12 protein-coding genes are annotated in these 13,349 nt (G+C 70.1%); 6 read left to right on the forward strand and 6 right to left on the reverse strand.

What is annotated here, in order from left to right; translation table 11 throughout:
- Positions 1–432: 432 nt before the first annotated feature.
- Entirely contained in the window at positions 433–1,407 is a 975-nt protein-coding gene (locus tag ACJ6WD_RS29835) for an alpha/beta fold hydrolase (RefSeq protein ID WP_407616899.1), read from the reverse strand.
- A 188-nt stretch (positions 1,408–1,595) separates the two neighbouring features.
- Here ACJ6WD_RS29835 and ACJ6WD_RS29840 point away from each other — a divergent pair, with 188 nt between their 5' ends.
- A complete protein-coding gene (locus tag ACJ6WD_RS29840) occupies positions 1,596–2,234 on the forward strand; it encodes a TetR/AcrR family transcriptional regulator (RefSeq protein WP_233660945.1) in 639 nt (212 codons plus the stop codon).
- Positions 2,235–2,249: 15 nt separating this feature from the next.
- Here ACJ6WD_RS29840 and ACJ6WD_RS29845 read toward each other — a convergent pair whose 3' ends face one another.
- The 4 genes from ACJ6WD_RS29845 to ACJ6WD_RS29860 all read right to left on the reverse strand — a co-directional run bounded on the left by ACJ6WD_RS29845 (position 2,250) and on the right by ACJ6WD_RS29860 (position 7,533).
- Entirely contained in the window at positions 2,250–3,314 is a 1,065-nt protein-coding gene (locus tag ACJ6WD_RS29845) for an alcohol dehydrogenase catalytic domain-containing protein (protein ID WP_407616900.1), read from the reverse strand.
- Between the two features lie 3 nt (positions 3,315–3,317).
- A complete protein-coding gene (locus ACJ6WD_RS29850) occupies positions 3,318–4,502 on the reverse strand; it encodes an LLM class flavin-dependent oxidoreductase (RefSeq protein WP_038524386.1) in 1,185 nt (394 codons plus the stop codon).
- Between the two features lie 1,229 nt (positions 4,503–5,731).
- Positions 5,732–6,283, reverse strand: a complete 552-nt coding sequence (locus ACJ6WD_RS29855; RefSeq protein WP_233660943.1) for a hypothetical protein — start codon at positions 6,281–6,283, stop codon at positions 5,732–5,734.
- Between the two features lie 611 nt (positions 6,284–6,894).
- Entirely contained in the window at positions 6,895–7,533 is a 639-nt protein-coding gene (locus ACJ6WD_RS29860; RefSeq protein WP_233660942.1) for a hypothetical protein, read from the reverse strand.
- A 274-nt stretch (positions 7,534–7,807) separates the two neighbouring features.
- On the opposite strand from ACJ6WD_RS29860, the gene ACJ6WD_RS29865 reads away from it, so the two are divergent.
- From ACJ6WD_RS29865 to ACJ6WD_RS29875, 3 genes are all read left to right on the forward strand, one after another.
- Positions 7,808–8,332, forward strand: coding sequence for a hypothetical protein (locus tag ACJ6WD_RS29865; RefSeq protein ID WP_331247912.1), 525 nt, complete (start codon positions 7,808–7,810; stop codon positions 8,330–8,332).
- A 497-nt stretch (positions 8,333–8,829) separates the two neighbouring features.
- Positions 8,830–9,570 carry a hypothetical protein gene (locus tag ACJ6WD_RS29870; protein WP_407616901.1) on the forward strand — a complete coding sequence of 247 codons (741 nt, stop codon included), beginning with the start codon at positions 8,830–8,832 and terminating at the stop codon, positions 9,568–9,570.
- Between the two features lie 188 nt (positions 9,571–9,758).
- Positions 9,759–10,436 carry a GAP family protein gene (locus tag ACJ6WD_RS29875; RefSeq protein ID WP_407616902.1) on the forward strand — a complete coding sequence of 226 codons (678 nt, stop codon included), beginning with the start codon at positions 9,759–9,761 and terminating at the stop codon, positions 10,434–10,436.
- Positions 10,437–10,482: 46 nt separating this feature from the next.
- On the opposite strand, the gene ACJ6WD_RS29880 is transcribed toward ACJ6WD_RS29875, so the two are convergent.
- Positions 10,483–11,322, reverse strand: a complete 840-nt coding sequence (locus ACJ6WD_RS29880; protein ID WP_233660938.1) for an SDR family oxidoreductase — start codon at positions 11,320–11,322, stop codon at positions 10,483–10,485.
- 405 nt (positions 11,323–11,727) lie between these two features.
- On the opposite strand from ACJ6WD_RS29880, the gene ACJ6WD_RS29885 reads away from it, so the two are divergent.
- Entirely contained in the window at positions 11,728–11,955 is a 228-nt protein-coding gene (locus ACJ6WD_RS29885) for a ferredoxin (protein ID WP_078488744.1), read from the forward strand.
- Positions 11,952–13,343: an NAD(P)/FAD-dependent oxidoreductase gene (locus ACJ6WD_RS29890; RefSeq protein WP_233660937.1), complete on the forward strand. Its 1,392-nt coding sequence runs from the start codon at positions 11,952–11,954 to the stop codon at positions 13,341–13,343. The genes ACJ6WD_RS29885 and ACJ6WD_RS29890 overlap by 4 nt, the downstream gene beginning before the upstream one ends.
- The last annotated feature ends 6 nt before the right edge of the window (positions 13,344–13,349 follow it).

Consider the following 13,349-nt stretch of genomic DNA (forward strand, 5'->3'; position numbering starts at 1 on the left):
CTGTCACTGCGTCTTCCCTCCGCGCTGCGCGAGTGGCCCGCCCGGGGCACCGCAGCCGCCGCAGACACAACTGCCATCACCCCACCCCCTCCAGCCACGCCGCGGTCTTCACCACTTATACAAATCTATCAGTGACCTTTTCGAAATCTCCATGCACGGCTCGAACAGGGAAGCAATTCGGACGGGGTCCGGCGGTCGATGTCCTCGCCACAGCGCAGTGCCGCGCCTCGCCGCGCCGCGCCCGCCGCACCGGCTCGCCGCCGACGCACAGACGCGTTCGCACCTGCACAGGGGGAGGTTCACCGAGGGACACGTGTGACGGACGCGTATCCCGCTCATCGCGGCCGACCGCGCCCGGGACCAGCACCCTTCGCCCCCGGCCCGCACCCGCACCGAAGCCCTCCGCCGGTGCCGGGCCCCGCGCACGGCCCGTCAGAAGTGCCGGTTCAGCCAGTCCAGCAGGAGCGCGTTGGTGCCTTCCGGGTCTTCGAGCTGGGTCCAGTGACCGGTGTCGATCATCCGGCGCTCGAACTCCGCGAAGTACCGGAGCAGGTCGTCGGTGAGCAGCGGGTGGCAGATCGGGTCGTGCCTGGCCGCGATGAGCAGGGCCGGCACGTCGACCTTGGGGACGTTGCCGTCGGGGAACAGCGCGGTCTGCACCTCCCAGTTGCGGAGGATGCTGTGGTACCAGCTGAGCCCGCCGCGGAAGCCGGTGCGCGTGTAGGCGTCGGCGTAGTAGCGCAACTCCGCAGGTGTCATGAGGACTTCGCCGGGCCAGGTCGACTCGTCGTCCCAGAGCCAGTGGATGTAGCCCATGCTGTCGGGATCGTGGCGGCCGGTGCGGGACAGGTTGGTGCCGGAGCCGGTGTCCCGCCGCATGAAGAAGCGGAAAGAGCGCTCGGGGTCCTCGTCGAGTTTCTGCTCGCACTCCCGGGTCTGGAAGTGCGCCACGTAGTTCCGCGGCCCGTAGAGCTGCGCGTACCGGTCCACGGGGTTCTCCCGGGAGTGGCCGAAGGGTGTGTTGAGCGTGATCACGCCGGCCACCGAGTCCGGCTGGAGGTGGGGCATCATCCACGAGACCATCCCGCCGAAGTCGTGGCCGACGACCACGGCCTTCTCGTAGCCGGCGTCGGCGATCAGGCCGGCGACGTCGGCCGTGGTCTCCGCGATGCTGTAGGCGCGACGGTCCTCGGGGCCGCTCGACCGGCCGTAACCCCGCATGTCGGGCGCCATGACGTGGAAGCCGGCGTCGGCCAGGGGCTGTAGTTGCTTCCGCCAGGACGCGGCGAGTTCCGGGAAGCCGTGGCAGAGCACGACGCACACGTCCTTGGTCCTGCGCTCCGGCTTCGCCTCGAAGACGGCGAGGCGCACGCCGTTCGTGGCGACGAAGCGTGGTTCTGGCAGCACTGGGCCTCCCTCGGGAGCGGCGACATGAAGTCGCGCGAACGACATGACGTCGCGCGAACGACATGACGTCGCGCGAACGACGTGACACCGAGCGAACGACATGAAGTCGAGCGAACGATTGGAGCGGTCGATCCAGCTGTGACACCGGGCCGCCCGACTCGACGGCGCGGTCGACTAGGCTGCGGCGCATGGCCTCCACCTCGTACAACCGGCAGGGCGACGCCACCCGGCAGCGGCTGATCAAGGCCGCGGAGCGCTTGTTCGCCGCACACGGTGTGGACGCGGTGTCGGTGCGGGCCATCAACGCCGCGGCCGGGCAGGGACCCGCTTCGGTGCACTACCACTTCGGTTCCAAGGAGAACTTGGTGGCCGCGGTGCTGCTCGGGGTCGGGGCCGCGGTGCGCGATCAGATCGCCGGCAACGTGGACGCGCTCGCCGCGCGGCGAGCGGCCCCCACTGCGGCCGACGTGGTGCGTGCCCTGACCGACCCCTATCTGGCGCTCCTCCTCAAACACCGGGTGCGCGGCATGCGCTGGGTGAAGATCGTGGTGCAGATCTCGCGGGCCGGCCGGCCCGCCATCGAGTCCACCGGTCAGGACGCCGTCGCAGCGGGCCTGCGCGAGCAGGTGCGGCGCGCCTTCCCCGACTGCGCCGCCGAACGGATCGAGTTGCGCTGGCCGATCGTGGTGATGGGATTCCTCCAGACGTTGAGCCAGGCCGACGACCTGGCGACGCGGGGCAGCCGGCTCGGCCGCGACGAGCTGGTCGCGTTCTACGAGGACCTGGTGGACTTCGTCATCGGTGGCGCGGAGCGCATGTTGGGATGACGGGGCCGGCCGGCGTCAGTCGTCGGCCGTGCGCCGCGGCAGCACCATGATCTTCACGTGTTCCGCGGGGTCCCGCAGGGCGGTGAAGGCGTCCGCGACGCCTTCGAGCCCCACCCGGCCGGTGATGAGCGCGTCCGCGTCGATCTCGCCGTCGGCCAGGCGCTGCAACACGATCTCGTAGGCACGATCGGTGGGCCCCTGGCCGAAGTTGACCGTGATCCGCCGGAGTTGGCCGACCACCGGAATGATGGTCTCGTCGGCGAACGGTGCGGCCAGGACCTGGATGCGCGAGTCGTGCGGAAGCTGGTGCAGGAGGGCGTTGAGCATGCCGGCCCGGCCACTGCACTCGTAGGCGATGAGGGTGCCGTCGCCGGCCGCACCGTCCGCCACCAGCGCGTTCCACAACGCGACGGGGCCCCGTTCGGTCGGGTCGACGACATGGTCGGCGCCCAGCGCGACGGCGAGTTCGCGCCGCTTGGGCGACGGCTCGGAGGCGATGACGGTGCGCGCACCGCGGGCCTTGGCCGCGACGATCGCGCCCAGTCCGATCGTGCCGCACCCGATGACCAGGGCCGAGTCCGCCGGGGTGAGGCCGGAGCGCTGGACGTGCATCTCGCCGACGTGGAGGGGTTCCGCCAGCGCCGCGTGTTCCAGGGAGAGGCCCTCGGGGACGTGTCGGGCCCAGGCACCGTCGACCGTGATGTACTCGCCGAACGCGCCGTGATAGGCGTTCGAATACCCGATGATCTTGGGGATGCCGGTGTCGGTGTCGGTGGCGATGCCCAGGCCCGCCACCCGGTCCCCGACGGCGAAGTCGGTGACCTCGGCGCCGGTTTCCGCGACCGTTCCCGCGAACTCGTGCCCCAGGACCACCGGTCGCCGCGGGTCGAACTGGGCGAGGGGGTAGTCGGCGCCCTCGACCACCTCGACGAACCGGCACGGGTCCTTCGACACCGTCAGGTCGCTGCCGCAGATGCCGCACGCGGCCACCTCGATGCGCAGCTGCCGCGGTCCGAGCGGCGGCAGTTCGGGTACGTCGGTGAGCGTGAAGGCCCCGTCCAGGTACTGCACTGCGCGCATGGTTCAGGCTCCCGTCCCGGCCGATTCGCCGTAGTAGTCCGTGTGCGCCTTGGTGAGTGCCCCGACCAGCCGGCCGATCAACTGCTCGCGGTGGTCCTCGGCGAACTGCAGACTGGCCTGCCGGTTGCGGTTCCGCCCGCGGAAGTGCGGGACGACCTCGGAGGCGAAAAGCTCGTAACTGCGCTTGGTGTCCTCCCAGTTGGCCATGTCCACGTGCAGGATCAGCAGCGTGCCGAAGCCGCCGGTCTTCTCGATCAGCCGCTCGATCTGGGCGATCGCCTGGTCCGGGGTGCCGATGACGGCCTGGCCGAACTCCCCGAGGGAGTCGTTGCGCCAGTGGTCGATGACGCCCCGCGGGGTCCGGCCCCATTCCGGGTAGCGGCCGTTCTGCCGGTTCGCGTACGCGGCCATGGCCTGGATCCGGCGGCTGACCGCCCGCTCGGCCTCGGCCTGGGTCTCGGCCAGGAACATCGGGTTGACCAGGCGCCACCGCGCCCGGTCGGCGACGTGCCCGTGCTCGGCGGAGACCTTCTCGTAGATCTCCCAGTTCCGGTCGAGCGCGTCGAAGCCCGACGGGGAGCTCGCGGCCAGCGACAACAGCGACAGGCCGTTCCGACCGGCGAGAACGGACCCGTTCGGAGAGACCGTGGAGGCGGCCACGACCTCGATGCCCGCCGGGTCGTAGGTGGGCAGTTGGGCGCGGGCGTCGCGGAGGGTGAACCAGTCGGTCTCCATGGTCACCACCTCGCCGCGCAGCAGCGGCAGCACGGCGTCGAGCGCCTCGCCCTGCATCCGCCGCTGGTCGGCGGGGTCGATCCCCATCATGTGGGCGTCGAGCGGGATCTTGCCCGGTCCGGTGCCGAGGACGACCCGGCCGCGGGTCTGGAGGTCCAGCTGCGTGATGCGGTCGACGGTGACCAACGGATGGTGGTACGGCAGCGAGACGACGCCGGTACCGAACCGGATGCGGGAGGTGCGCTCGGCGGCGGCCGCGATGAACTGGTCGGGAGCGGGCACGATCTCGGCGCCGGTCGAGTGGTGCTCGCCGATCCAGGCTTCCTCGAAGCCCAGGTGGTCGAGGTGCGCCATCAGATCGAGATCGCGCCGCAGTTGCAGCGCCGGATCGGCGTCCAGCGGATGGAACGGAGCCAGGAACGCCCCGAACCTCAACGAGTCGGCCTTCCACATGATGTGACGTCTCCTCACATGACGCAGCGGACGCGAGCGGGGGAGCACTTGGGCGAGCGCCTCGTTGTCTATCACACATTTGAATCACTTGATAGAAGTCTTGCGACGGGTTCGGTCCCTCCCAGTGGGCGTCGCGCACCTCTGGGACCTGCCCTGGCGTTCACGTGCGGAGTCAGATGACGCGGGTTGCGACGGTGATGGTGCCGAGGAAGCCGTAGCCGCGCATGGCGCAGCGAGTGGCCGTGGTCCGAGCGTGCTTGAGCCGGTCGACCGTCCGCCCGACGGTGTTCAGTTACGTGTACCTCGTGCTGGAGCCTGGCGGCCCTCCGCCACATGAGCTTCTCGCCGACGGGTGGCCCGGGCCCTCACTTCCCGAGCCACCTCCCTTGGCACCTGCCGCGTGCCGTGCACGCGCACGATGGTGGAGTTCACCGCGAAGTCCCCATCGATCTCACCCGCCGTGTCAGCAGCGGCCTGGACCTCTTGAAGCCGACGCTCCCACGTTCCGTCGGCCGACCAGGGTCGGTGGTGTTCGTTCACTGGCTTCCAGGACCCGAACCGTTCCGGCCGGTCACGCGACCACAACGCGGTTCGAGGCCGGTGGAGACTGTCGTTGATCGCTTACCTGTGGTCTCGCCACCGGCTGCAACGCCCGTAGGCGACCGGCGGGAACGACCGCAGATCCTCCCGCTCCGCAGGGCTCGGATCGCCCTGAGCCATGCCGCGATGAACGGCCCCGGCGCACCGACCTTGGAAGCAGAGGCTCTGGTGGCCGAGCTGCGCTCCCTCTGAGCAGCCGGGAAACGGTCTGGTGCACCTTCGTGGAGATGGGTGTGCCACACCGTTCGCGTCGCCCCTCGAAGAGGGGAAGGCTTCGGCCACGGCCCTTGCGAAGAGGGATCGGGAGAATTGCCGGGACGGTCCGTCGGAACATCCGACGGACCGTCCCGGTCCGGAGTCGCGCTCCATCACTGTCTTGATCAAGAAAGTGTGAGCTGTTCAACGCCGTCGATAGCGAGCTGCGGCCCAGCCGCCCGCCGCGACGGCGGGAACGACGAGCAGCCATCCGGTGTCATCGCTCATCGTCGCGTATGTCGAACCAGTAGCAGCCGAGACAATCGCGGACAGCGCGAGGAAGACGACAAGGGTTACACCAGCGCCGATTGCAATCTCCGTCCACCAGTTCCGCCGGCTACGGCTCATACCCGTGATCATCTCTCATTCCGTTGCTATTTGGTGATGTAGTGGCACTGAACGGCCTTGCGTTGCCCGTTGATCCACAACTGGGCGCAGGTCTTGCCTGCTTTGACCGTCTTGGCTCCCTTGCTCAGCATGGGAACGGTACCGGTCTTGCACGAACCATTGAGCGGGCCCTTGTCGATGCGGTAGGTCTTGTTGTTGGTGTCCGCGTAGTGGAACTCGATGCGGGTGTTGCAGAACTTGGCGGCAATGGCCATCGGGCCTACGCAGTCAACGCCAGCCCGCTGAGAGTTGATCTTCAGCCCCTTGCCGCTGACGGCATGCGTGAGGAAGCAGCCCGCGGGGACCTTGATCGTCAGTCCGCCTGCGCTGTAGGTGAAGGCGCCGATCGCGGTCGAACCAGCCGCCGAGCGCAGCACCGGCGGATTCTCGTCGGTCTCCGTGGCCGGTTGGCCAGCGTCAACAACGGCCGCCGGGACGGCGGGCGTCGGGGCCGCGGAAGCCGGGGCCGCGAGTGCCAGAACCGCCGCACTGGCCGTGGCGCCGACGGCAGCGGTGATGAGGGTCTTCGATATAGGCAAAGCAGTGACTCTTTCCGGTCTCTACGGCAGGAAGCGCAAATCCGCTTTCGTATCGGCTCATGGCGTGGGTGTGTGCCGGTGCACGTCAGTCGCCCGCACCGTTCCTGGTTCGGGCGGTGTGCCGCCAAGGTCGGAGAGGGAACGACGTGCTCACATGCACCCGCCCTGCGCTACCGATTAAAGACATCTAAACAGATGGCATTGTTTGAGTAAAGGTGAGGTCAATGGTCAGCCTTGCGGTATTCGAGGAGTCGCTCACGTCGGGCAAGTGGAAATCTCAACTGGGTTCCTTTGGCGGCACATTGTGACGGGAAGGCGCCGCTGGTGCCGCACCGCACCGCACCGCATCGAACCGGCCACCGGCCCGCAGGGCGTTCTGCGTGGTTGAGTGCGAGGGGAAGTTGCCGAGTGCGATTGGGCTACGGATCTTCGGCGGGTACGGGCTGCGCAGGAGGCGACAGAATTCCGGGGACTTCGTGCGGTGCGCTATCGGCTTGATGCGGCCGCAGGGCCTGCGCCCTGAGCCAGAGCTTCGTGCTCGGGGGCATGAAGTGCTGAAGGAAGGCATCGGCTGTGATGCGGAGCCGGCACGCTACGGACCACCGGTTCGGTCAGTCCCGTTCGGGACGTAGCAGGACCTCGCTGCCGATCGGCGTGAATCCGCAGGCGAGGAAGGCGCGCAGGGAACGGGCGTTGCCCGGGGAGACGGCGGCGAAGACCGGTTCGCCCGCCGGGACCAGGGACAGGGCGTCGGCGAGGAGCGAGCGCCCGTGTCGCCTGCTGCCGCCCTGGGCGCGGTGGAGTTCGATGCTCAGCTCCCGCCGCCCGGCGAGGCCGCCCGCCAGGGTGACGAGGCCGCGTTCGTCGCCGTGCACCCGGACGTCCGTCCGCAGCCACCGGGCGTGGCGGACCCGGGCGTGGTCGTCCGCGTCGGTCAGCTCGGCCAGGCGCGGGGGTCCGCCGGTCCCGCGGGCCGCGAGCGTGGCGTCGATGACGCCGATCCAGCCCGTGGGCCCGGCGAGGTGACGTAGGAAGTCGGGGGCGAGCGACGCGCCGAAACCGTCCGGGCCCTGGGCGTGCACGGCCCGGTGGGACAGGGCGGTGGCGACGACGGCGTGGCCGGTGAAGGCGACCGAGCATTCGAGGCCCCGGGGCAGTGGCGGCAGCACCGTCACCCGGCCGTCGACCGGTGGGAAGCGACCGGAGGCGGCGTCCGTGAAGAACGTGAGGAGTGGGTGTGATGCGGGCACGATGGGCCACCTTTGGTGAGGAACCGGTCCGCGGGGAGGTGTTTCGACGAACGCACCGATGCGTACCCACTCCGCGTCGAGTGCCATCCGCTGCGCCCCGAACACACCTTACGCAAGGCATGAGTTGACCAAATATGGGTTACCCGGAAGTCAGAAATCGGCATGGATGCCTGTTGTTCACCGTCAGGGTCTACCCGCATAGAGCGCCGGGCTGCTCCCATGGCGTTCCAACGCCCGGGCCGTCTGCCCGGCATTCCCCCCACACGGAGCACCCATGCGAGCGACGCTACGACTCTCTTCCGCGGCAACGGCCATCGCGCTCACCGCCGCCGGCCTCCTGCTCACGACGGGCAGCGCCCATGCGGCCACCACCTGCTCCCGGTCGCACCTGCCGCTGCCCGACGCCACCTGCCAACCCGGCGCCTACAACCCCGACGTCACCCAGTCCACGATCGACTCGACGATCTGCGTGCCCGGCTGGACCAAGACGGTCCGCCCGCCCGTCTCCTACACCACCCCGCTCAAGATCAAGCAGATAGCCGAGTACGGCTACTCCGACACCAACACCGCCGACTACGAGGAAGACCACCTCGTCCCCCTCGAACTCGGCGGCGCACCCCGCGACCCGAAGAATCTGTGGCCCGAGCCCCGCTACGGAAACGAACCCGCCGCCAGCAAGGACTCGGTGGAGAACAAGCTGAAGACGGCCGTGTGCAACGGCACCGTCCAACTCGACGCCGCCCGCAGCGCCATCGCCACCGACTGGACCACTGCCCTGTCCAAGGTCGGAATCGGCTGAGCCGGGAGAGCAGCAGCACGGTCAACTCGGCGCGGACGACGACGCCTCGACCGGGGTCCGCAGGGTCAGGGGCCGGGCCCGGCCCCTGACCAGGACCTCCCGGGCATGCCGTGGGTGCGGGGCGGCGCAGTGCGCCTCGAAGGCCCGGCGGTCTTCCCACCGCTCCACGACCACCGTGCGGGGGGAGTGGTGGGGTCGGCGCAGACCCGGAGCGACAGGCAGCCAGGTCCGTCCAGCGTCGGTTCGATCAGCGAATCCAGCGCATCCAGCGCCTTCCAGTTCCTCTGTGCCCGTTGCGCGCCTGTGCAGCGACGGGCGCTGCCGCGCTGACCGCCGGTTCCCGCGACCCGCCAAGCGGTGTCTGTCGGCCAGCCGGCTTTTGGGGCCTGGCTCTCCGCGTCGGCGTGCCGTGCTCCACCCGCACGCCACGGCGTGGTTGCGGGTGCGAGCGGCGGGTGGTGCTCTCGGAGCTGAACCGCTCACCTGGGAGGACCGCGATGGACCGATCGTCCAGCCCGTCCCGTTGCCTGGCCACCGTCCTGGCCGCAGGCATCCTGATGGCCACGGCAGCCTGCTCGGGCGGCAGTTCGTCGGGGTCGGGGACGCCGTCGGCCTCGCCGACCGCGAAGCTCACCGGGAGCCAGGCCGAAGCGGCCCTGATCAGCCCCTCCGCACTGGGCGCCCAGTGGAACCCGGCCAGCGGCGGCGGCACCGGCCGTCAGGACACCCTGCTGCACAGCAAGGCCAACAAGGCCAACTGCCAAATGTTCCTCGACCGGCTGAAGTCGGGCAACCTCATGGGAGCCGCGCCCACGGCCAAGGCCGGCGAGGTCTTCACCGAACCATCCAGGCACGCCAGGATGACGTACCAGGTCGGCTCGTATTCCCCGGCGGACGCCGACAAGGGCATGGCGTGGCTGAAGACCCTGCCGAACGTCTGCGACGGGTTCACCGCCGTGGGCGGATCCGGGAACAAGGTGGTCGCGCAGGTCGTCCAGACGTCGCTTCCCAAGGCCGGCGACGACCGGTTCGGCGTGCGACTGTCCATGGTCACCACCGTGCAGGGCCTCACAACCACCCTGGCGCTCGAAGCGGCCGCCGCACGGATCGGGCCCAACGTCATCTCCGTGACCAACGGCGGACTCGGCGGTGCCGGCCACGCGGACACCCAGCAGGCCATCCAGAGCGGCGCGCAACGCCTCCAGAAGGTGCTCTCGGGGCAGACGCCGCCGGGCTGACGCCCCGCCGGCGCCCGACGGATCAGCCCACCGTGCCGTGCCGCGCGCCGGCTCCTCACCCGTTCGACGTCCGGCAGCGCGCTCGCCCACGCCCCGCCACCGACCATGGGCGAGGACCACGCGGTGCGCAGTCCCGTCGCACCGCGCGCGGTCCGCCGGCTCCGTACCCAGTCTGCTCGGAGGCCACCATGGGACACGCCGTCGGCGACGTACTCGGCCTGGCCGCGGGCGTCGCGGTCAGCCCGCTGCCCATCGTGGCAGTCATCCTCATCCTGGCCACGCCCCGGGGACGTCTCAACGGGGCGCTGTTCGGGCTCGGTTGGCTCGTGGGGCTGGCGGCACTGGGAGCGATCATGCTGGCCGTCGGGGGATCCGGCGGCGCCGCCAGTCACAAGCAGCCCGCGACGTGGGTGGGAGCCCTCAAGCTCGCCCTCGGCCTGCTGCTGGCCCTCCTCGGCGCACGGCAGTGGCGCCACCGTCCCACCGACCCCTCCCAGGCGCAGCTGCCGAAGTGGATGGCCGCGATCGACCACTTCAACCCACCCAAGATCTTCGGACTCGGGGTGGCCCTGTCGGCGGCCAACGCCAAGAACGCCCCCCTCACCCTCGCCGCGGGCGCGTCGATCAGCGCGGCCGGAATCCCCGTGGCCCAGCAGGCCGGGGCACTGGCGGTCTTCGTGCTCGTCGCGTCGGTGGGTGTCCTGGCACCACTGGTCGTCTACCTGCTGATGGGGGAGCGGGCCCAGCGCGTGCTCGGCAGTTGGCGGGACTGGGCCGCACGGCACAACGCCGCCGTGATGGCCGTGCTCTTCTTCGTCCTCGGCCTCAAGCTGCTCGGCGACGGCATCGGCATCCTCGCGCCCTGAGTGCAGCGGGCAGCGGCCTCGGTGCGCGCCGAGGCCGCTCGGCCGCTCAGCCGCCAGTGGCGAAACCGGGGAACAGGGTCATGCCGCCGTCCACGTAGAGCGTGGTGCCCACCACGTAGTCCATGAGGTCCGAGGCGAGGCCGACGACCGCGTGGGCGATGTCCTCCGGATCGCCGACGCGTCCGTACGGAATCAGCTGCAACAGGTCCTGCTCGGCGTCCGGAGTGTCCCAGGCACTGCGGTTGATGGGCGTCCTGATGGCTCCCGGCGCAACGGCGTTGACCCTGATCCTGCGGGGCGCCAGCTCCTGGGCGAGGGTCGTCATCATCATCTGCACGCCGCCCTTGGACGCGGCGTAGTTGACGTGACCGGCCCACGGGATCAGCTGGTGGACCGAACTCATACAGATGATCTTTCCGGCCGCCCGCGACACCTCGGGCACGACCCCCCGCCGCAGGAACTCCTTGGTCGCCTCGCGCGCGCACAGGAACTGTCCGGTGAGGTTGACGTCCAGGACCTTCTGCCACTGGGCCGTCGTCATCTTGGTGAACGGGGCGTCGCGCTGGAGCCCGGCGTTGGCCACGAGGATGTCGACCGTCCCGAACTCCTCGACCATCCGTTGGGTCATCGCGACGACCTGGTCCTCCTGGGACACGTCGGCCTCGTACGCCGCCGCGCGCACGCCGAAACCGGAGATCTCCTCGACCACCTGCTCCGCCGCCTCCCGTCCGGCGACGTAGTTCACGACCACGTCGGCTCCGGCGCGGCCCAGGCCGATGGCCGTCGCCTTGCCGATGCCCGAGTTACCGCCGGTGACCAGCGCCTTCTGGCCCTTCAGCAGTTGCGTGGGGATGACGCCCTGAGGGGCACCCTGGGGGACGCTCACGCCGGTTCTCCTCCTCGACTGGCCGGCCGCACGACCCGTGCGAGCCCGGTCGACTCCTGTCGCCACCGAACCATCGGAACCCCCAAGTCACACGCCGGGCGCGAGCAGATTGCGCCGCCCGGTCGACCCCGACCGGGCCGCCGCCCGCTTCCCGGGGTGCAGGTGGGGAGTGCCCGGGATAGGCTTTCTGACAGCAGTGTCAGGTTCTCTGAGCGGTATATCCGCCGGTCGCCCTGTCCGCGAAAACCGATTCCTTCTGCGGCGACCCGACGAGCGCGGTGCACCCCCGCAGCCCGCGGAGGAAGGGCAACGGCCACATCACCTCTCGCCAGCCGTCTCGCGCCTCGCGCGCCACCACGGTGCCGGCATCCGGGCCCGCAGCACGCAGCCCCTGTGGAGGTCGGGATGCGAGTTGTCGTTGATCTTTCCCGATGCGAAGGGTATGCGCAGTGCGCCTTCCTGGCTCCGGACGCGTTCCGGATGCACGGTGAGGAAGCGCTGATGTACGACCCCAACCCCGACGACGCCCGGCGTGACCAGGTTCTGCGCGCCGCGGCGGCCTGCCCGGTCCAAGCGATCCTGGTCGACCTGTTGGAGGGCCGGGACGCACCGGCGGAGGCGCGGTCATCATGACCAGCGCCGACAACCTGCAAGCGTTCAAGCGCGCGGGTCGCATCGTGGTTGTCGGAGCGTCACTCGCGGGACTGCGGGCCGCGGAGGCCCTGCGCGACGAGGGCTTCACCGGATCGTTGACCATGATCGGCGACGAGTTGGGCGAGCCCTACGACCGGCCTCCCCTGTCCAAGCAGGTGCTGACCGGGTGGGTGCCGGCCGACAACACCAGGCTGCCGCGACGCCGTGACGTCGATGCCGAGTGGCTGCTGGGCGTGCCCGCCAGCGGGCTGGACCTGGCGAACAACCACGTACGGCTGGCCGACGGTCGCGAGGTTCCCTTCGACCGGGTGCTGATCTCCACCGGGGTGCGGGCCCGGCCCTGGTTCGTCGAGAGAGAGGCGGCCCTGGACGGCGTGTTCGTCGTGCGGACGCGCGAACACGCCGAGGCCCTCCAGCGTGCCCTCGCCGCCGGGCCCTCCCGGGTACTGGTCATCGGCGCGGGATTCACCGGCTCCGAGATCGCCTCCGTCTGCCGCGAACGGGACATCCCGGTGACCGTCGCCGAACTCGCGCCGGCCCCACTGGTCGGGGCACTCGGTGCCATGATCGGTGACGTCGCGGCCGACGTGCAGCGTGCGCACGGTGTCGACCTGCGGTGCGGCGTCAAGGTCACCCAGCTGGAGGGCGACGCCCAGGGGCGGCTGCGCCGGGCGCACTTCGACGACGGCACCACGGTCGACGCCGACGTCGCGGTGGTGGCACTCGGAGGCATCCGCAACACCGACTGGCTGCGGGACTCGGGACTGGCGGCGGGTGTCTGGGGTATCGCCTGCGACACGGGCTGCCGCGCCCTCGACCTCAACGGCCTGGTGACCGACGACGTCTTCGTCGCCGGCGACGTGGCCCGCTGCCCGAACCCGATCTACGAGTACCGGCTCATCTCGTTGGAGCACTGGGCCAACGCCGTGGAGCAGGCCGAGGTCGCCGCGCACAACATGGTCAGCGGCCAGGCCGATCGCTGGCCCCACCTGACCCTCCCGTTGTTCTGGTCGATCCAGTTCGGCATCAACATCAAGTCGGTGGGCGTGCCGACCTTCGCCGACGAGGTGGTCGTCACCCAGGGCTCGGTGCCCGACCACCGCTTCGTCGCCGCGTACGGCTACCGGGGCCGCGTCACCGCGGCGGTGAGCTTCAACAACGCGAAGTGGCTGGACCACTACCGCCGGCTGATCGAGACGGCCGCGCCCTTCCCGCCGCCGTGTCCCACCCCCGACCAGCCCGCAGACACCAAGCCGGTGCCCGTCGACTTCCCCGGTCCCGCGCTGCTCGCCCAGGGCGCCACCGTGGTCGTCACCGGACACGACCCGAGCGAGCGACGCGTCACGGCCGCGTACCAGCACCGGTAGGAGGGA

Origin of the sequence: Streptomyces sp. VTCC 41912 (genome assembly GCF_045799175.1) — a bacterium.
Lineage (GTDB): Bacteria > Actinomycetota > Actinomycetes > Streptomycetales > Streptomycetaceae > Streptomyces > Streptomyces albulus_C.

Bases quoted from the DNA above. Each gene is read 5' to 3' on its own strand.
- ACJ6WD_RS29870 (WP_407616901.1), top strand. From the start codon at position 8,830: ATGGACCGATCGTCCAGCCCGTCCCGTTGCCTGGCCACCGTCCTGGCC.
- ACJ6WD_RS29840 (WP_233660945.1), top strand. From the start codon at position 1,596: ATGGCCTCCACCTCGTACAACCGGCAGGGCGACGCCACCCGGCAGCGG.
- ACJ6WD_RS29850 (WP_038524386.1), bottom strand. From the start codon at position 4,502: ATGTGGAAGGCCGACTCGTTGAGGTTCGGGGCGTTCCTGGCTCCGTTC.
- ACJ6WD_RS29885 (WP_078488744.1), top strand. From the start codon at position 11,728: ATGCGAGTTGTCGTTGATCTTTCCCGATGCGAAGGGTATGCGCAGTGC.
- ACJ6WD_RS29865 (WP_331247912.1), top strand. From the start codon at position 7,808: ATGCGAGCGACGCTACGACTCTCTTCCGCGGCAACGGCCATCGCGCTC.
- ACJ6WD_RS29845 (WP_407616900.1), bottom strand. From the start codon at position 3,314: ATGCGCGCAGTGCAGTACCTGGACGGGGCCTTCACGCTCACCGACGTA.
- ACJ6WD_RS29890 (WP_233660937.1), top strand. From the start codon at position 11,952: ATGACCAGCGCCGACAACCTGCAAGCGTTCAAGCGCGCGGGTCGCATC.
- ACJ6WD_RS29875 (WP_407616902.1), top strand. From the start codon at position 9,759: ATGGGACACGCCGTCGGCGACGTACTCGGCCTGGCCGCGGGCGTCGCG.